Annotated in this window: 16 protein-coding genes and 2 pseudogenes; 9 read left to right on the forward strand and 9 right to left on the reverse strand. The window is 76.4% G+C overall.

All coding sequences use genetic code 11. The features are described from left to right. Positions 1–146 (forward strand): annotated as a pseudogene (locus tag ACWEO5_RS33665) (5'-methylthioadenosine phosphorylase); the annotation flags it as partial. On the opposite strand, the gene ACWEO5_RS33670 reads toward ACWEO5_RS33665, so the two are convergent. Together ACWEO5_RS33670 and ACWEO5_RS33675 are read right to left on the reverse strand one after the other, a co-directional pair. After that, the gene (locus tag ACWEO5_RS33670; protein ID WP_452165923.1) at positions 118–516 is read right to left on the reverse strand and encodes a hypothetical protein; all 399 of its coding nucleotides are present in this window, start codon (positions 514–516) and stop codon (positions 118–120) included. The pseudogene ACWEO5_RS33665 and the gene ACWEO5_RS33670 sit on opposite strands and share 29 nt — an antisense overlap. A 10-nt stretch (positions 517–526) precedes the next feature. Further along, positions 527–1,654, reverse strand: a complete 1,128-nt coding sequence (locus tag ACWEO5_RS33675; RefSeq protein ID WP_452165937.1) for a molybdopterin-dependent oxidoreductase — start codon at positions 1,652–1,654, stop codon at positions 527–529. A 191-nt stretch (positions 1,655–1,845) separates the two neighbouring features. Here ACWEO5_RS33675 and ACWEO5_RS33680 point away from each other — a divergent pair, with 191 nt between their 5' ends. Genes ACWEO5_RS33680 through ACWEO5_RS33690 form a run of 3 tightly spaced genes read left to right on the forward strand, consistent with a single transcriptional unit; the run spans position 1,846 to position 4,586 of the window. Continuing rightward, a complete protein-coding gene (locus ACWEO5_RS33680) occupies positions 1,846–3,195 on the forward strand; it encodes a glycosyltransferase 87 family protein (RefSeq protein WP_452165924.1) in 1,350 nt (449 codons plus the stop codon). Between the two features lie 52 nt (positions 3,196–3,247). Further along, on the forward strand, positions 3,248–3,997 hold the full coding sequence (locus ACWEO5_RS33685) for a molybdopterin-dependent oxidoreductase (protein ID WP_452165925.1): 750 nt from the start codon (positions 3,248–3,250) through the stop codon (positions 3,995–3,997). Beyond that, positions 3,981–4,586 (forward strand): cytochrome b/b6 domain-containing protein, encoded by a 606-nt coding sequence (locus ACWEO5_RS33690; protein WP_452165926.1) that lies wholly within the window; start codon positions 3,981–3,983, stop codon positions 4,584–4,586. The genes ACWEO5_RS33685 and ACWEO5_RS33690 overlap by 17 nt, the downstream gene beginning before the upstream one ends. 7 nt (positions 4,587–4,593) lie before the next feature. Here the strand turns inward: ACWEO5_RS33690 and ACWEO5_RS33695 are convergent, their stop codons facing one another. From ACWEO5_RS33695 to ACWEO5_RS33705, 3 genes and pseudogenes are all read right to left on the reverse strand, one after another. Beyond that, on the reverse strand, positions 4,594–5,268 hold the full coding sequence (locus ACWEO5_RS33695) for a methyltransferase domain-containing protein (protein WP_452165927.1): 675 nt from the start codon (positions 5,266–5,268) through the stop codon (positions 4,594–4,596). 127 nt (positions 5,269–5,395) lie between these two features. Beyond that, a complete protein-coding gene (locus ACWEO5_RS33700; protein ID WP_452165938.1) occupies positions 5,396–6,076 on the reverse strand; it encodes a TIGR04282 family arsenosugar biosynthesis glycosyltransferase in 681 nt (226 codons plus the stop codon). Next, positions 6,053–6,706: pseudogene (locus ACWEO5_RS33705) on the reverse strand (glycosyltransferase family 2 protein); the annotation flags it as partial. The pseudogene ACWEO5_RS33705 and the gene ACWEO5_RS33700, both read right to left, overlap by 24 nt. Before the next feature lie 181 nt (positions 6,707–6,887). Here ACWEO5_RS33705 and ACWEO5_RS33710 point away from each other — a divergent pair. Beyond that, on the forward strand, positions 6,888–7,640 hold the full coding sequence (locus tag ACWEO5_RS33710; RefSeq protein ID WP_452165928.1) for a response regulator transcription factor: 753 nt from the start codon (positions 6,888–6,890) through the stop codon (positions 7,638–7,640). Then, entirely contained in the window at positions 7,637–8,785 is a 1,149-nt protein-coding gene (locus ACWEO5_RS33715; protein ID WP_452165929.1) for a sensor histidine kinase, read from the forward strand. Before ACWEO5_RS33710 ends, ACWEO5_RS33715 begins: the two co-directional genes overlap by 4 nt. Positions 8,786–9,388: 603 nt before the next feature. Here ACWEO5_RS33715 and ACWEO5_RS33720 read toward each other — a convergent pair. From ACWEO5_RS33720 to ACWEO5_RS33735, 4 genes are all read right to left on the reverse strand, one after another. Then, positions 9,389–10,444 carry an NAD-dependent epimerase/dehydratase family protein gene (locus tag ACWEO5_RS33720; RefSeq protein WP_452165930.1) on the reverse strand — a complete coding sequence of 352 codons (1,056 nt, stop codon included), beginning with the start codon at positions 10,442–10,444 and terminating at the stop codon, positions 9,389–9,391. Between the two features lie 137 nt (positions 10,445–10,581). Continuing rightward, positions 10,582–11,547: an anti-sigma factor RsbA family regulatory protein gene (locus ACWEO5_RS33725; RefSeq protein ID WP_452165931.1), complete on the reverse strand. Its 966-nt coding sequence runs from the start codon at positions 11,545–11,547 to the stop codon at positions 10,582–10,584. Then, positions 11,544–12,344 carry an MEDS domain-containing protein gene (locus tag ACWEO5_RS33730; protein WP_452165932.1) on the reverse strand — a complete coding sequence of 267 codons (801 nt, stop codon included), beginning with the start codon at positions 12,342–12,344 and terminating at the stop codon, positions 11,544–11,546. Before ACWEO5_RS33730 ends, ACWEO5_RS33725 begins: the two co-directional genes overlap by 4 nt. 194 nt (positions 12,345–12,538) lie before the next feature. Further along, positions 12,539–13,327 carry a response regulator gene (locus tag ACWEO5_RS33735; protein ID WP_452165933.1) on the reverse strand — a complete coding sequence of 263 codons (789 nt, stop codon included), beginning with the start codon at positions 13,325–13,327 and terminating at the stop codon, positions 12,539–12,541. Between the two features lie 113 nt (positions 13,328–13,440). Here ACWEO5_RS33735 and ACWEO5_RS33740 point away from each other — a divergent pair, with 113 nt between their 5' ends. The 3 genes from ACWEO5_RS33740 (at position 13,441) to ACWEO5_RS33750 (ending at position 17,120) form a co-directional block, all read left to right on the forward strand. Continuing rightward, on the forward strand, positions 13,441–15,069 hold the full coding sequence (locus ACWEO5_RS33740) for a sensor histidine kinase (RefSeq protein ID WP_452165934.1): 1,629 nt from the start codon (positions 13,441–13,443) through the stop codon (positions 15,067–15,069). After that, positions 15,066–16,268, forward strand: coding sequence for a PP2C family protein-serine/threonine phosphatase (locus ACWEO5_RS33745; protein WP_452165935.1), 1,203 nt, complete (start codon positions 15,066–15,068; stop codon positions 16,266–16,268). Before ACWEO5_RS33740 ends, ACWEO5_RS33745 begins: the two co-directional genes overlap by 4 nt. 138 nt (positions 16,269–16,406) lie before the next feature. Further along, positions 16,407–17,120, forward strand: a complete 714-nt coding sequence (locus tag ACWEO5_RS33750) for a serine/threonine-protein kinase (RefSeq protein ID WP_452165936.1) — start codon at positions 16,407–16,409, stop codon at positions 17,118–17,120. Positions 17,121–17,137: the final 17 nt, after the last annotated feature.

The following is a 17,137-nucleotide window of genomic DNA, read 5'->3' on the forward strand; positions in this document are numbered from 1 at the left end:
AGGTGCTGGAGGTCTTCGCCCGCAACGTCGACCGCCTGCGCAGCGTCCTGTTCAAGGCGCTGGAGTCGCTGCCCGCCGCCCGCGACTGCACCTGCGCGCACGCCCTGGACGACCTCGTCACCGGTCTCGCCGGGGTGCCTTCCTGACGGCCCGGCGGACGAGGGCGAGCAGCGCGGCCGCGGCGGCGCTCGCCGCGAGGAACAGCAGCCAGTTGCGCAGGTAGGGCAGCGGCAGCAGGGTCGCGTTGCCGTGGTCGTCCCCGGTCCGCAGCACCGCGGGGACGGCCACCGCGCTCACCGCCGCCGCGACCACCAGCCAGCCGCGCAGCACCGGCCGCGCCGCCGCGGCCGCGCCGAGCCCGCACACCAGCGGCAGCCACAGCCCGTCGTGCACCACCACCAGGGCGGCCGCCCACAGCAGGACGCCGAGCGGACCGGTCACGTACGGGTCGGTCAGCAGACCCACCACACCGCAGCCGAGCAGGGCGAGACCGCCGAGCAGCAGCGCACCGCGCACGGCCCGCACCTCAGGCCACCTCGATCCGGGCGACCCACTTGGTCTGCAGCACCCCGGGCCGGTTCGGCGCCACGATCCGGGCCGGGAAGCCGTGGTCGGGCGTCAGCGGGCGGCCGTCGAGTGCGAGGGCGAGCAGGGTGAGCGGGTCGTCGGCGTACGCGGCCGGCATCTCGGTGACCCGGTAGGGGCCCTCGGCCTCCAGGGAGGTGATCCGCACCGCCGAACCGGCCGGGATCCCGGCGCGGCGCAGCAGGTCGGCCACCCGGACACCCGTCCAGCGGGCGTTCGCGCTCCAGCCCTCGACGCAGGCGATCGGCAGGTCGGCGGTGGTCTGCGGCAGGGCCCGCAGGTCGGCGAGGCCGATCCGGTAGCCGGCCGGGCCGTCGACGGCCAGTCGCCAGTCGGCCGGGACGGCGGTGGTCCCGGCCTGCGCGGCGGTGCGGTTCACGGGGAGGGAGCCGGCGCCGGGGCGGCGCGGGGCGAACAGGTCGAGGGCGCGCAGCCGGGGCACGGACTGGCCCGCGGTGGTGAGGGTGACCGTGCCGACGGCGGCGGCCGTCGCGGCCAGTACCGCCCGTCGCCCGGGCAGCGGGGCGGAGCGGGCGCGGCGCCAGTGCGCGGCGATCACCGGGGCCTTGACGGCGAGGTGGACCAGCAGCGCACCGACCGCCGTCCAGGCGGTCCAGTAGTGGGTCTGCCGGAACGGGAACGGCCACGGGTACCACTGCAGGGTGTTCAGCAGCCCGGTGAACAGTTCCAGCAGCACCGCCGCGACCAGCAGCGCGATCGACAGCCGCTCCAGCAGGTGCAGGACGCTGCGCGCGGGCGGCCAGGCGAACAGCCGCGGGTAGACCGTCCACAGCTTCGCGCCCGCCAGCGGGATCGCGGCCAGGCCCGCCACCACGTGCAGGCCCTGGGTGATCCGGTAGCCGTCCACCGGGCGGGACGGCAGCCGAGTCACCAGCCAGCCGGGCGGGTCCTGCAGCAGGTGGCTGACCAGACCGGTGGCGAAGCACAGCAGCAGCGCCGCGCCCAGCCACCGGCCGAGCACCACCGCGGTGCGCGGCTCGTGCGCGGGGGAGCGGAACGCGCCCGGACGCAGCGGGCCGCGCCGCAGCACGGCGGGCGGGGCGGGCAGCGGCGGGTCGAAGCGCCGCCGGGCGGGGGAGGAGTCGGAGTCCACCGAACCATCGAAGCGCGCCCGGCGTCCGCGGCGGCGCTGCGACGTGCTTACGGAATCCGGACGGCGCCGGGCCGGAGTGCTTACGGAACCCGGACGGCCCGGCCCGCCGCGGCCACCCGCGGGCCGTGCGGTGCGAGGGTGGGCCGGTGACCGCACGCCCCGTCCTGTCCTGCGCCCTCGCCGTCACCGCCCTGGCCGGCTGCCTCGCGCTGACCCTCACCACCGGCGGCACCCTCGGCAACCGCCTCCCGCTGTACGGCTGGTACGCCGCCGACGCCGCCCTGTTCGTCCTGGCCCTGCTCGCGCTGCGCCGGGTGCCGCGGCGGCAGGTGGCGCGGCTGGTGCTGGCCGGGGGCGTGCTGGTGGCCGCGGTCGGGCTGCTGGCCCCGCCCCGGACCAGCGACGACGCCTACCGCTACGGCTGGGACGGGAAGGTGCAGGCGGCGGGCGGCTCCCCGTACGCGCGCACCCCCGAGGACCCGGCGCTGGCCCGGCTGCGGGACGCGGGCCGGTTCCCGGTCGGCGACGGCTGCGCGGAGTGGGACGAGCGGCGCACCGCCGACGGGGCCTGCACCCGGATCAACCGGCCCGCCGTGCACACGATCTACCCGCCGCTGGCCCAGGTCTGGTTCCTCGCCCAGCGCCCGTTCGGCGACGGCGTGCGGGTCGCCCAGGCGGCCGGGGCGGTCCTGGCGGTGGCGACCACCGGCGTGCTGCTGGCGGTGACGGGGGGACGGCGGCGGGCCGCGCTGTGGGCGTGGTGCCCGGGGGTGGCGGTGTGGGCGGTCAACGACGCGCACGTCGACGCCCTGGGCGCGCTGCTGGCGGTGGTCGGCCTGGGCTGGGCGGCCCGCGGCCGCGCCGCGGCGGGCGGTGCGGCGCTGGGTGCGGCGACGGCGGTGAAGCTGCTGCCCGCGCTGGTCCTGCCGGGCGCGCTGTCGGGCGTGCTGTCCCGCCGCCCGCGCCCCGCCGACCTGGTGCTGCCCGCCACCGCCGCCGGGGTGTTCGCCCTCTCCTACCTGCCGTACGCGGCGGCCTCCGGGGCCGGTGTCCTGGGCTACCTGCCCGGTTACCTGCGCGAGGAGGGCTACCAGCAGGGGCACCTGGAGCGGTTCGGGCTGCTGCGGCTGGTGCTGCCCGACCGGTTCGCGCCGTGGGCCGGGGCCGTGCTGCTCGCCGCCCTGGTGTGGCGGGTGCTGCGGCACGGCGACCCGGCGCGGCCCTGGCGGGGGGCGCTGACCGTGACCGGCGGGGCGCTGCTGCTGGTGGCCCCCGCCTACCCCTGGTACGCGCTGCTGCTGGTGGCGCTGGCGGCGCTGGACGGCCGCTGGGAGTGGCTGGCCGTCCCCGCCGCCGGGCAGCTGCTGTACCTGGCGGGCGGCAGCCGGGTGCAGCAACTCGCCTACGGGGGTGCCTTTTTGGTGATCGTGGCGGTGTCCGCCCGGCGGGCCGGGCGGTGGCCGCGGCCGGTCGGCGCACAGATGACGGAAGTCTGACGGCGCGCCCGCGCCCCTGGGCAACGCCGCCCCCGGCTGGTCCAATCACCCCGTGAACGACGACAGGGACGACGGCAGGGCCGACGGTGACGACGGCGACGACGAGGAGACCCGCGGCGCCCCGGTGGGCCGCCGGGTGGTGCTGGGCCTGCTCGGCCTCGGCGCCGCCGGGGTCGTGGCGGGCCCGTGGCTGCAGCGGGCCCAGGACGCGGTGGTGCGCAACGACCCGACGGGTCTGAGCCAGGCGCTGCCCGGCGGGGGCGGCTTCCGGTACTACTCGGTGACCGCCTCGGTGCCCGAACGCGGTGAGGCGGACTACACCCTCACCGTCGACGGCCTGGTGGAGCGGCCCACCACCCTGCGGCTGGCCGACCTGCGGGCCCTGCCGCAGCGCCGCCTCGTCCACGACGTGCAGTGCGTCACCGGCTGGCGGGTGCCCGCCACCCCCTTCGAGGGCGTCCCGCTGGCCGCGCTGCTGGAGGCCGCCGGGGTCCGGCCGGAGGGCCGCGCGGTGAGCTTCGGCTGCTTCGACGGCGCCTACACCGAGAGCCTGACGCTGGAACAGGCCCGCCGCGACGACGTCCTGGTGGCGCTGCGGATGCAGGACGACCCGATCGGGCACGCCCACGGCGGCCCGGTGCGCCTGTACGTCGCCCCGATGTACTTCTACAAGTCCGCCAAGTGGCTCTCCACCATCACCGTCACCGACACCGTCCGCCCCGGCTACTGGGAACGGCTCGGCTACGACGTGGACGCCTGGGTCGGCCGATCGAACGGACGCGACGATGCACCCACCGACTGACCGCCGCCCCCGCTTCGCCCCCGCCCAGCGCCGGGCCCACCGCGCCACCGCCGCGCTGATGCTCACCTGCCTGGCCACCGCCGCCTGCCTCTACCTGCCGCCGCTGGCCCAACTCGTCGGCCGCCGCAGGCTGGTGGCCACCGTGCACGAGTGGAGCGGCCTGCTGCTGCCCGTCCCGCTGCTGCTCGCCCTGGCCACCCGGGCGATGCGCCGCGACGCCGTCCGCCTCGGCCGGTTCACCGCCGCCGACCGCACCTGGCTGCGCACCGTGCGCCGCCGCCGGGCCGGGCCGCGCCCGGCCGGGAAGTTCAACGCCGGGCAGAAGCTGTACGCGCAGTGGACGCTCGGCACGATGCCGGTGATGCTCGGCACCGGCCTGCTGATGTGGTGCACCGGTCTCGCGCCCGCCGTGTGGCGCACCGGAGCCACCTTCGTGCACGACTGGTTCGCGTTCGCCGTCGCCGCGGTGGTGCTCGGCCACCTGCGGATGGCCTACCTGGACCCGGAGGCGCGGCGCGGCATGCGCACCGGCGCCGTCGACCGCGGGTGGGCCGAGCGCGAGCACCCGCAGTGGGCCGAACCGGACTGACGGTCGGTCAGGAACGAGTCAGCGCCAGGAACGAGCGGTCGTACGAGGTCCAGCGCTCGGCCGGCTCCAGGCCGACGGCCCGGGCGTGCCGCAGCGTCGCGGCGGGCCCGCAGCGCGCCCAGCGGAACGGCGGCCCGGCGCCGTCCGGGCCCTCCACCCGGACGTCCGCCACCTCGTCCACCTCCTGCGCCTCGGTCTCCACCAGGAGCAGGCCGCCCGGAGCCAGTAGCACGCCAGCCCGGGTCAGCAGGGCGGCCGGGTCGCCGCCGATGCCGAGGTTGCCGTCGGCGAGCAGCACACCGCCCCAGCGCCCCTCGGCGGGCAGCCGGTCGAACACCGAGCGGCGCAGCGCGAGACCGCCCAGGTGGGCGGTGCGCTCCACCGACGCCGTGCACACGTCCACCCCGAGCGCGGGCACGCCGGCCCCCAGCAGCGCCGCCACCAGCCGACCGGGACCGCAGCCCAGGTCCAGCACCGGCGCGGACAGGCCCAGGCAGCGCAGCACCAGCCCGTGGTCCGCCCCGGCGGCCGGCGCGCACCAGCGCTCCACCTCCAGCGCCAGCCGGGAGCCGTCCGCCCGGCGCAGCCACAGCGGGCCCCGCCCGGCCCGCACGGCCCGCCCGAACGGGTCGTCGACCCAGGGCTCGGCGGTGCCGGCGCGCAGGGCGGCGGGAGGGTTCACGTGTTCACCTGCCGGGGACGCGGGGAGGGGGCGGCCGGGACGCGCTGCGGAGCCGGGCGTCCGTCCGTCCGGCCGCCCGTCCCGTCCGGACCGGCGGGGGGCCCGCCGGCGCGCGGGGCGGCGCCGCTCACCGGGCCGGACCGGGGACGGGCGCGTACTCCCGCAGCCGGGCGGCGAACCGCGTGCCGGGTGCCAGCGCGGCGACCCGGGCGGCGTCGTCCGGCCCGTCCACGTCCAGCAGCGCCGGCAGTTCGCGGACCGCCAGGCCGTGCGCGGCCAGCCGTTCCCGGACGCGGCGGCCGGTGTCGGCGGTCGACATCGGCACGCCGTGCAGCAGCCGCTCGGCCAGGCGGGCGTCCGGGCGGGCCAGTCCGAGGGCCCAGAAGCCGCCGTCCTCGGCGGGCCCGAACCAGGCGTCGGCGCCCGGGCGTTCGGCGGCCGACAGCGGTGCGGCGAGGGCGGCGGGGTCGAGCTGCGGGGTGTCCGAGCCGACCAGCAGGGCCGGGGCGTGCGGGGCGAGCCGGGCGGCGTGGGCGAAGGCGGCGGCGATCCGGCGGTCCAGGCCGCCCTCGCACTGCGGCAGCACCTCCCAGCCCGGCGGCAGCCACCGGCCGGGCTCGCCGTCCAGCACCAGCAGGCGCCGGCCGGCCGGGACGAGGGCGAGCGCGGCCAGGGTGTCGGCGAGGGCCGCCCCGGCCAGGTCGGCGGCCTGCTCCGGGGTGAACGCCGGGGTCAGCCGGGTCTTCGAGCGGCCCGGCTGCGGTGCCTTGGTGATCAGCAGCAGGGTCGGCGGCGGGGCCGCGAGCACCCGGCGCATGTCGCGCACCGCCTGCCGGGTGCCGCGCACCGTCCCGGTCACCTTCGAACGGCCCGCCCGCGGACGGTAGTCGACCGGCACCTCGGCGATGCGCATCCCGGCGGCCGACGCCGACAGCACCGCCTCCAGCGGGTAGCCCGAGCGCCGGTCGCCCAGGCCCAGCGCCAGCAGCCGCTCCCGGCGCGCCGCCCGCATCGGCCCGAGGTCGTGCAGGTCGGCGCCGGTCACCGCGCGCAGCCGCCGGGCCAGCACCAGGTTCGCCAGCCGGGCGTGCGGCGGCCACGCCCCGAACGAGACCGGCCGCCGCCGTCCGAGCACCAGGTCGGCCGTGCCCGCGCGCACCGGATCGACCACCCGGGGCAGTTGCGCGGGGTCCAGCGACCCGTCGCAGTCCAGGAAGCACACGAACTCGGCGTCGGCCGCCAGCAGCCCGGCGTGGCAGGCCGCGCCGAAGCCCCGGCGCGGCTCCGCGACCACCGTCGCGCCCAGGTCGGCCGCGATCCGCGCCGAGCCGTCCCGCGAACCGTTGTCGACCACGACGGCCCGCCAGCCGGCCGGGATCCGGCCCAGCACCCAGGGCAGCGCCCGCGCCTCGTCCAGGCAGGGCAGCACCACGTCCACCGAGGACGGGAGAAGAGGAGGAGTCACGACCGCCACGCTAGCCACGCCCGACCCCGCCGCGACCGAGCCGCGCCCTTACGGAAGTCGTACGGCGCACCCGCCCGGGCCACGGACCTTACGGAACCCGAACGCGGGCCCGGACCGGAGCCGGCGGCGCTCCCGTGCTCGTATCCTCGGGCGGGTGAACCACAGCCCCGCCCCCGCCGAGCCGCCGGAGCCCGCCCGCATCCTGGTCGTCGACGACGACCCGACCGTCGCCGAAGTGGTGGCCGGCTACCTCACCCGGGCCGGCCACCTGGTCGACCGGGCCGAGGACGGACAGCGCGGCCTCGACCTGGCCGAGCGGCACCGCCCCGACCTGCTCGTCCTCGACCTGATGCTGCCCGGCCTCGACGGCCTCGAAGTGCTGCGCCGCCTGCGCGCCCGCCCCGACCGGGCGGACCTGCCGGTGGTGCTGCTCACCGCCAAGGGGGACGAGGCCGACCGCGTCCTGGGCCTCGAACTCGGCGCGGACGACTACGTCACCAAGCCGTTCAGCCCGCGCGAACTGGTGCTGCGGGTCCAGTCGATCCTGCGCCGCGCCCGCACCGCCGCGTCGGCCGCCCCGGCGGGGCCGCTGCGCTCCGGCGACCTGGTACTCGACCCGCGGGCCCGCCGCGCCCACCGTGACGACCGCGAACTCGCCCTCACCAGCCGCGAGTTCGACCTGCTCGCGTTCCTGCTCCGGCACCCCGGGACGGTGTTCTCCCGGCAGGAGCTGATGCAGCGCGTGTGGGGCTGGGACTTCGGCGACCTGTCGACCGTCACCGTCCACGTCCGCCGCCTGCGCGAGAAGATCGAGGACGACCCCGGCGCGCCCGCCCTGATCAGCACCGTCTGGGGCGTCGGCTACCGCTACGACCCGGCCGCGCCGGGGCGGGACGGTGCGGCGTGAAGGACCTGCTGCTGATCGCCCTGTTCGCCGCGCTCGGCGCCGCAGCAGCCGGACTGCTCGGCCTGGCCGCGCTGCGGCTGCTGCGCCGCCGCTCGCTGACGCTCACCCTGTTCGCCGTCGCCGTGGTCAGCGTCCTCGCGGTCACCTCCGGCACGTTCGCGGTCGCCCGGGCGATGTTCCTCTCCCAGCACGACCTCGGCGTGGTCGTCACCGTCCTGGCGATGGCCTCGGTGGTCGCGCTGCTCACCGCCGCGCTGCTGGGCCGCCAGGTCACCGCGGGCGGCCGGGCGCTGGCGGTCGCCGCCCGCACCGTCGGCGGCGACGCCGGGTTCACCCCGCCGGACCGGCCGCTCGGACGGGAACTGGCCGCCGTCAGCGCCGAACTCGCCGCCACCAGCGCCCGGCTGGCCGAGTCCCGGGACCGCGAGCGGGCCCTGGACGCCTCCCGGCGCGAACTCATCGCCTGGATCTCGCACGACCTGCGCACCCCGCTGGCCGGGTTGCGCGCGATGGCGGAAGCGCTGGAGGACGGCGTCGCCGAGCAGCCCGAGCGCTACCTCGCCCGGATCCGCACCGAGGTGGAACGGCTCACCGGCATGGTCGACGACCTGTTCGAGCTCTCCCGGATCCAGGCCGGCGCGCTCTCGCTCAGCCCCTCCCGGGTCTCCCTGCACGACCTGGTCGACGACGCGCTGGCCGGCGCCCACCCACTGGCCCGGCAGCGCGGCGTGCGCCTGGAGGGCCGCCGGGTCGAACCCGCGCCGGTCGAGGCCGACCCCCGGGAGATCACCCGGGTGATCGGCAACCTGCTGGTCAACGCCATCCGCGCCACCCCGCCGGACGGCGTGGTCGCCGTCTCCACCCACCGGGAGGCCGACGCCGTCGTGCTCGCCGTCACCGACGGCTGCGGCGGCATCCCCGAGCCCGACCTGCCCCGGGTCTTCGAGACCGGCTGGCGCGGCACCACGGCCCGCACGCCCCACGCGTCCGCCCCCGGAGCGCCCGACACCGCCGACAGCGGCGCCGGACTCGGGCTCGCCATCGTCCGCGGCATCGTCGAGGCCCACGACGGGCGGGCCCGCGTCCGCAACGTCGACGGCGGCTGCTGCTTCGAGATCACCCTCCCGGCCGCCCGCCGGGCCTGACGGCGCGGGGCGGCGGAGGCCGTGTCCGTCGGCGGCGCCCCCGGCGAGGAACCCGGGAGCGGGGGAGACCACCGTGACCGGCGCGGCCCGGAACGGCGCGGAACGGCGCGGAACGACCGGTGGCACCGCTCACCCGCGTGTCCGCACGGCGGGACCCCCGACGGCCCGGAGGGCCCCCGACCGGTCAGCTTCCGGCCCGGTGGGCCGCCGCCCCCGGTGCGCCGAGCGACCCGACCCGCTCGCCCGGCCGTCCACCGACTCGAACGCCCTGCCGCCCGGTGACCCGACCCGCTCGCCTGGCCGTCCACCGACCCGAACGCCCTGCCGCCCGGTGACCCGACCCGCTCGCCCGGCCGTCCGGCGTCCCGCTCGCCTGCTCGCCCAGCCGTCCACCGACCCGAATGCCCTGCCGCCCGCTGCCGAGCGCGGCCTGCGCCCCGCGCGCACCGGTCGGTGCCCGGTCCGTCGGCCCGGCGACGGCCTGCCCCGGGCCGACGAGCCGCCCGCCGGTTCGTCCGGCCCGCCCCGGTTCCCCGGCGCCCGGGCCTCCGCTGCTCCGGTCCCCCCGTTCCCTGGCCGCCCCGGACGCCCCGGCCGTCGGCGTCAGGCCCGCTGCGGGGCCGACGCGAACTCGGCCATCCCGGCTCCGAACGCCACCCGGGGGCGCCAGTCCAGTTCCGCGCGCAGCCGCGCCGGGTCGGCGGTCACGTGCCGGACGTCGCCCAACCGGTACTCGCCCGTCACCACCGGCGCCGGGCCGCCGCAGGCCGCCGCGAGGGCCCGCGCCATGTCGCCCACCGTGCGCGCCTCCCCGCTGCCCACGTTGTACGCCCGCGCGCTGCCCGCCGGGCGGTCGGCCACTCCCGCCAGGGCCGCCGCGTTGGCCGCCGCCACGTCCGCGACGTGCACGAAGTCGCGGCGCTGCCCGCCGTCCTCGAACACCCGCGGGGCCTCGCCCCGGGCCAGCGCCGAGCGGAACAGCGAGGCCACCCCCGCGTACGGGGTGTCGCGCGGCATCCCCGGCCCGTACACGTTGTGGTAGCGCAGCGTCAGGACCCGGCCCCCGCAGGCCCGGGCCCAGGCGGACGCCAGGTGCTCCTGCGCCAGCTTGGTCGCCGCGTACACGTTGCGCGGATCGGCCGGGGCGTCCTCCGCCACCAGCCCGGGCAGCAGCGGTTCGCCGCACAGCGGGCACGGCGGTTCGAAGCGCCCCGCGTCCAGGTCCGCCGACCGGCGCGGCCCCGGCGCCACCGGCCCGTGCGTGCCGCAGCGGTACGCGCCCTCGCCGTACACCACCATCGACCCGGCCAGCACCAGGTCCCGCACCCCGCGCCGGGCCATCGCCGACAGCAGCACGGCGGTGCCCAGGTCGTTGCAGCCCGCGTACGCGGGGGCGTCGTCCAGGTCCACGCCCAGCCCGACCATCGCCGCCTGGTGGCAGACCGCAGAGACCCCGTCCAGCGCGGCCTCCACCGCCGCCGGGTCCCGGACGTCCCCGCGCCGGAACTCGGCTCCCTCCGGCACCGCCGACGGCAGCCCCGAGGGGTGCACCGCCGGGAGCAGCGCGTCCAGCACCCGCACCTCGTGGCCGTCCGCGAGCAGCGCGCCGACCACCGCGGAGCCGATGAAACCGGCCCCGCCCGTCACCAGGATCCTCATGCCGGCCGACGCTACCCGCGTCCGGCCCGGGAACGGCGCAGTCGCCCGGCGACGTCACCGACCGGTAAGGAGCGGTAAGGAGCGATCGGGGCCCGTGTGCCGCGGCGGGGTGCGGCGGCCGGTGGCGCCGCGCGCGGTCACCCGAGCAGTCTGGTGTGCAGCCGGACGGTGGTGCCGGCCTGTGCGGTGGAGCGGATCTGGACGAGGTCGCAGAGCTGTTGGACGAGCCAGAGCCCCCGGCCGCCGACCTGGTCGACGGTGGGTCGGAGGCGGCCGACCAGCGGGTCCTGGAGGTGGCCGGCGTCGTGGAACTCGCAGATCAGGTCCGCGCCCTCCACCCAGGTGCGCAGGACGCCCCGGCCGCCGCCGTGCTTGATGCTGTTGCCGGCGACCTCGCAGACGGCGATCAGCAGTTCGCGCAGGCGGGTGCCCTCCAGGCCGTGCCGGCCCGCGCAGGCGGTGACGTGGGCGCGCACCGCGGCCAGCATGCCCCGCTGGTAGGGGAGTTCCTGGTGGTGGTCGGCGGCGGGGGCCAGTTCGGGGAAGGCGTACGGCTCCTGGGCGTAGGAGCCGTTGGGGCCGTGGGTGCCCCCGCTGAGGAGCATGGGGTGGCAGCGCCGGGCCGCTTCCACCGCGGCGGGTTCCAGCGCGGCGGTGTCGTAGGGGCACAGCAGCCACCAGGCGGGGGACTGGGCGAACGCGAGGTTCAGCAGCCACTCGTGGTACCCGTACTCGGTGCTCTCGGCCGCGGAGGGTTCGCTCCACGCGGATTCGCTGATGCCGCGGACCGGGTGGCCCTCCGCGGTCTTGGAGACCCAGTCGCGCCAGGCGGGGATCAGCCGGCCGGGGTTGCGGCCGAGGGCGGCGGTGTCGAGGAACGTGACGCCTTCGGCGGCGTCGGTGCCCTCCAGTTCGGTGCGCAGCATGCGCTCCTTCGGCTCCGCGACCGCGACCAGGACGAGTTCGCTCCCGGCGCGGGCGTCGTGGATGAAGGACATGGCGCCGTCGAGGAACTGGGCGTCCCCGTCGTAGGGGTACAGCTCGTGCCGGAACGCGGAGTCGTGGGCGGGGGCTTCCGGGCGCGTCGTGCTGTTCTCGCTCACGGTGCCAGCTCCACGGGGATCTGCGGGACGTCGTAGCCGAGCAGTGACCAGCAGCGCCGGAACGTCTCGTCCGCCTTCTCGATCACGATCCGGCGCCCGGGGATCCCGCGTGCCGAGTCGACCAGCGCGCGCATGCCCGCGGCGTCCACCAGTTCGAGGCCGTCGCACCGCAGCCGCACGGTGGCCGAGCGGGCGACGAGTTCGTCCAGGACGGTGCGGAAGCTGTCGGCGCCGTCCGAGTCCACCACGCCGCTCACGCTCCAGCAGTCCGTTCCCGCGCTGTACATCCGAAAACCTGGCACCTCCGCCCGTGTGCCCAAGTGGTGCGGATGTACTCCGGCCGCTTGCTCCAGGAGGGCGGGCCGGAAGCCGGCCCGGTGGTAGGCGCAGACGACGACGGCCCCTCTGGCGAGCACCAGGGCGTCGAGTTCCAGTTCGTGCCGGGCGATCTCCTGCGGGCTCGCGCCGCCGGGCCAGACGCGGTCCATCCGGGCCAGGACCCGCAGCGCGCGGAAGCCCTGGCGGGTCGCGGCGTCCGCCTCCCGGCACACGAAGTCCAGCAGCGCCGCCGCGTCCCACCCCGCCCCGCCCGGGCGCTCGGCCCCGGGGTCGACGACCACTCCCTGCGGCGCGCCGTCCGGCGACCACCGGGACTCGGACGCGCCGATGAGCAGGACCTTGTCGCCGAAGAGGGCCCCGTCGGCGGCGAAGGCCCGGGCGGTCGCGGTGAAGTCGTCACCGGGGCCGACCGGCCAGCAGACGTGGTCACCTGCTTCGACGGGATCAAGGGTCGCCACAGCACGTGCGTTCCTCACGCGCCCTCCCTCCACCCAGGCTCCTGCGTGAGCATCCTATCGGCCACGGCCGTCGGGAACGGGGGAGGCGGCCCGGGCCTCGGCGGGGAACGCGTCCGGCCTCCGCGGGCGGCTCGTGGTCGGCGGGCCGCCGCGCCGGCCGCCGGGCCGGCGGTGCGGTGTCGCGTGCCGGTGCTTCAGCGGCGAGGAGGACGGGTGGCGGTGTCGAGGTAGAAGGCGTCGATGCTCTGGACGGCCTGCTCGAACTCCGCCAGGTTGACCGGCTTGGTGACGTAGGCGTTGGCGTGGCTGCTGTAGGCGCCGGCGACGTCGTCGGGGGCGGCGGAGGTGGTGAGCACGACGACGGGGATCGTCCGCAGGTCCTCGTCGGACTTGAGCACCCGCAGCAGGTCGCGGCCGTTCATCCGGGGCATGTTGAGGTCCAGGACGATCAGGTCGGGGCGGGGCGTCTCCGGGGCACGCAGGTGCTCCAGGGCGGCGAGACCGTCGGTGACCTGGACGAGGTTGCGGGCGCCGCGTTCGGCCAGGGCTTCCTCGATCAGCATGGCGTCGGCCGCGTCGTCCTCTACCAGCAGCACGTCGAAGGCGTGGGCGGGGCTGGTCATGATCGGGGTCTCCGTAGGTTCTTCGTCGGAATGGTCGTAGAGACCCGGCCAGCGCTGCCGGGCTCCTTGGCGGGTCAAGCCGCAGGCCGAGCCGAGCTGGGGGTAGCCGGCTCCGGTCCGGGCCGCCGCCCTGGCCGCGTCCGCCCGGAGGCGCTCCGCGGCCCGCTGCAACTGGTCCAGGATGTGCAGCATGCCCAGCGCCCGTCCCATCGGGTCTCCCGGAGGCCCGTACGGCCGGGGCGGACCGGGCTCCTCCAGGAGCTGGTCGGCAAGGTGCCGCGCCGTACGGGCCACTGCGGCGTCCATGATCGCGGACGTCTCCTGCGCGGTGGCCCGGAGGGCGAAGTCGTTGCCAGGCATGACTGGAACCATAGGCCCTCGCCTCACCCCCGACAACAACGCTTGTCGCCCGGCCTCTACAGTGGGCGCTGCGCCGCCCCACCGGGCCGGCCGTCACCGGAGAGGTACAGACCATGCAGGACGACCCGAGGGCACCGCGTTCGCGTCCGTTGTCCGCTTGGACGACCAGGCGCTGGCTGAGGGCGGGCGCCGGGCTGTCCCTGGCGGTCCTGGCCGTGCTGGGCGTGCTGGGGTTCTGGGTGCTGGACCGGTCCGAGACGATCAGCACCCAGCTCGTGGACGTGCGCTCGCCCGCGCTGTCCACCGCGTTCCGCCTGGAGTCGGTCCTGCTCAACCAGGAGACCGGCATCCGCGGGTACGGCCTCGCCGGGAACCCGGAGTTCCTGCAGCCCTACCAGCAGGGCCTGGCCGACGAGAAGACCCACGTCGCCACCCTGACCGGGCTCCTGCACGGCGACGCCGACGCGCTCGCCGACCTCGCCGCCGTCGAGGACGCCGCCGACCGGTGGCGGCAGGAGATCGCCGAGCCGATCGCCGCCGCTCCCGCCGGGGCGCCCGCCGCGCAGGCCGCCGCCTCGGCCGAGACCGGCAAGGCCGCGTTCGACAGCCTCCGGGCCGCCCTGACCCGCGAGCAGGACCACCTGCGGGCCGACCGCGCCGCCGCCCGGGCCGACCTGCTCGCCACCACGCGGACGCGCAACCTCGTGTTCAGCGCGATCGCGGTCGTCATCGCCGTCCTGACCGCCCTGGCCTTCGAAGGGTTGCGCCGCGGCATCAACCGGCCGCTGGAGCAGCTGAGCGCGGACGCCCGCCGGATCGCCGCGGGCGACTTCGAACACCCCATCGTCCCCACCGGCCCCGCGGACCTGCGCCAACTCAGCGCCGAGATCGACCTCATGCGCGGGCGGCTGACGCGGGAGCTGGCGTTCACCGAGCAGGCCCGCCTGCGCCTGGACGCCCAGGCCGCCGAACTGCAGCGCTCCAACACCGAGCTGGAGCAGTTCGCCTACGTGGCCTCGCACGACCTCCAGGAGCCGCTGCGCAAGGTCTCCAGCTTCACGCAGCTGCTGCGGCGCCGCTACGGCGGCCAACTCGACGCCAAGGCCGACCAGTACATCGACTTCGCGGTCGACGGCGCCAACCGGATGCAGGTCATGATCAACGACCTGCTCGACTTCTCCCGGGTCGGACGGGTCCACCACAACCACCAGGAAGTCGACCTGGAGGAAGTCCTGGAACGCACCCTGGAAACCCTCAGCGTCGGCATCGAGGAGGCGCAGGGGCAGGTCACCCACGACCCGCTGCCGACCCTGGTCGCCGACCCCACCCAGATGGGGATGCTCTGGCAGAACCTGATCGGCAACGCCGTCAAGTTCCGCCGCCCCGGAGTCCCTCCGCGCATCCACGTCAGCGCCGAGCGGGACGGCGGCCTGTGGCGCTTCGCCGTCACCGACAACGGCATCGGCATTCCCGCCCAGTTCGCCGTCAAGGTCTTCGTCATCTTCCAGCGCCTGCACACCAAGGAGGCCTACGCCGGCAGCGGCATCGGCCTGGCCATGTGCAAGAAGATCGTCGAGTTCCACGGCGGCACCATCGAGGTCGACCCGACCCGCACCGAGGGCGCCCGCATCACCTTCACCCTCGCGCCGGAACCCCTGGAGGGCCCGGAACCCCTGGAGGTCCCCGCCGCCCCGGCCGTCGAAGCGGCCCTCCCCGCCGAACCGGAGCGGCAGCCGCGATGACCCTCCCCCTCACCGCCGCGTCCGGGCGCGCGGAAGAAGAACTCACCTACCGCATCCTGCTCGTCGAGGACGACGCCGCGGACGCCCTCCTGGTCGAGGAGCTCCTGCACGACACCGGGTTGGGTTTCGAACTCACCGTCGAGCCCACCATCGCCGGTGCCAGAGCCGTCCTGACCGAGCGGCAGATCGACTGCGTCCTGCTCGACCTGCACCTGCCCGACGCGGCCGGCACCGCGGCCGTCACGGCGGTGCGGGAGCTCGCACCGCACAACGCCGTCATCGTCCTCACCGGTCTCGCGGAGAGCCGGGCCGGCGCCGAGGCGATGGCCGCCGGTGCCCAGGACTACCTGGTCAAGGGCAAGGTCGAAGCCGAACTGCTGCGCCGCACCCTGCGCTACGCCGTCTACCGCAGCAGGACGGAGCACGCCGCCATCCAGGCCCAGGCCAGCCGCCTGCGCGCCGAGGAGAACGCCCGCCTGGAACGCGGCCTGCTCCCGCCCCCCATGCTCGGCACCTCGACCGTCACGGTGACCAGCCGCTACATCCCCGGCGCCCCGACGGCGCTGCTCGGCGGCGACTTCCTCGACGTCGTCGAGGGCGACGACGGTTTCCTGCACGCCGTCGTCGGCGACGTCAGCGGCCACGGTCCCGACGCCGCCGCCCTGGGCGTCCTGCTGCGGATCGCCTGGCGCTCGCTCGTCCTCGGCGGCCACCGGGGCGAGGACCTGCTGAACCTGATGGAACGCGTCCTGGTCGCCGAACGCGACGACGTGTCGCTCTTCGCCACCTGCACCCTGCTCACCCTCGAACAGGAGAACCGCACCGCCACGCTCCACCTCGCCGGACACCACGAGCCCCTGCTGACCACCGACCAGGGGACCCGGCCGGTGAGCGCCGCCCACGGCATAGCCCTGGGCATCATGCCCGGCCTGTGCCACTGGCCCCCCACGGTCGTCCCGCTCCCCGCCAGCGGCTCCCTGACCCTCTACACCGACGGCCTGATCGAGGGGTACGACGGGGACAGCGGCAGACGGCTCAGCACCGACGGGCTGCTCGCCCTGATCGGCGCCCCCGGCAGCGCGGACCCGGCCGAAGCCGCCGCCCGGATCGACCGGATCATCGAGCAGGCCCAGGCCCTCAACGCGGGCCGCCACACCGACGACCTCGCCGTCCTGCACCTCGCCTGGGGGCGCAAGTAGTCGCCGTCTCCCCCCGGTGCGGAAGCGGTGGCACGCATTCCGGCCGGACCGGGCATCGCGCCGCCCATCGAGGGTACGCGTCAGCGGACCGCGGCCCATCTGCACGGTGAGGTCGGCCGTCCGGCAACGGAGAGTGGCATGAGCCTGACAGCAGAGAGCACCCACGGCACGGCCCTGTTCGCCGACCGGTACCGGGTCGAGGGCGTCCTGGGGCGGGGGAGCGCCGCCGAGGTGCTGCGCGCCGTCGACCTGCACCTGGGCCGGGAGGTCGCGTTGAAGGTGCTGCACCGCGGCGCCCCCGAGGACTTCGCCCGCCGGTTCACCGCCGAGGCGCGGACGCTGGCCCGGCTCCGGCACCACGGCGTGGTCGAGGTCTACGACCACGGGAGCGCCGACGACCGCCCCTACCTCGTCTTGGAACTCGTGGACGGGACGACGCTGTCCGACGTGCTGCGCACGTCACCGCTGTCCGCCCCCGCCACGCTCCGGCTCGGCCGGGAGCTCGCCCGCACCCTCGCCTTCGTCCACGACCACGGCGTCGTCCACCGCGACGTCAAACCGTCCAACGTCCTGATCGACGCCTCGGGAGCCCCCCGCCTCACGGACTTCGGCATCGCGCGCCAGCCCCTCGACGAGCCCGTCCAGGACGCCGAAGCGACCCGGACGGGCTTCGTCGTCGGCACCCCCGCCTACCTGGCACCGGAGCAGATCCGCGGCCAGGGCGCGCGCCCGCCCGTCGACGTCTACGCCCTGGGCCTGCTGCTGATCGAGTGCCTCCACGCCCACCACGCGCTCGCCATGCTCTCGCGCGCCTGCACTCACGCCCATTTGAGAGAAACAGTTGATAACTGAGATTCTATCCATAGAAT

The organism is Kitasatospora sp. NPDC004272 (assembly GCF_053603035.1).

Bases quoted from the DNA above. Each gene is read 5' to 3' on its own strand.
- ACWEO5_RS33690 (WP_452165926.1), top strand. From the start codon at position 3,981: ATGCACCCACCGACTGACCGCCGCCCCCGCTTCGCCCCCGCCCAGCGC.
- ACWEO5_RS33720 (WP_452165930.1), bottom strand. From the start codon at position 10,444: ATGAGGATCCTGGTGACGGGCGGGGCCGGTTTCATCGGCTCCGCGGTG.
- ACWEO5_RS33735 (WP_452165933.1), bottom strand. From the start codon at position 13,327: ATGCCTGGCAACGACTTCGCCCTCCGGGCCACCGCGCAGGAGACGTCC.
- ACWEO5_RS33740 (WP_452165934.1), top strand. From the start codon at position 13,441: ATGCAGGACGACCCGAGGGCACCGCGTTCGCGTCCGTTGTCCGCTTGG.
- ACWEO5_RS33745 (WP_452165935.1), top strand. From the start codon at position 15,066: ATGACCCTCCCCCTCACCGCCGCGTCCGGGCGCGCGGAAGAAGAACTC.
- ACWEO5_RS33750 (WP_452165936.1), top strand. From the start codon at position 16,407: ATGAGCCTGACAGCAGAGAGCACCCACGGCACGGCCCTGTTCGCCGAC.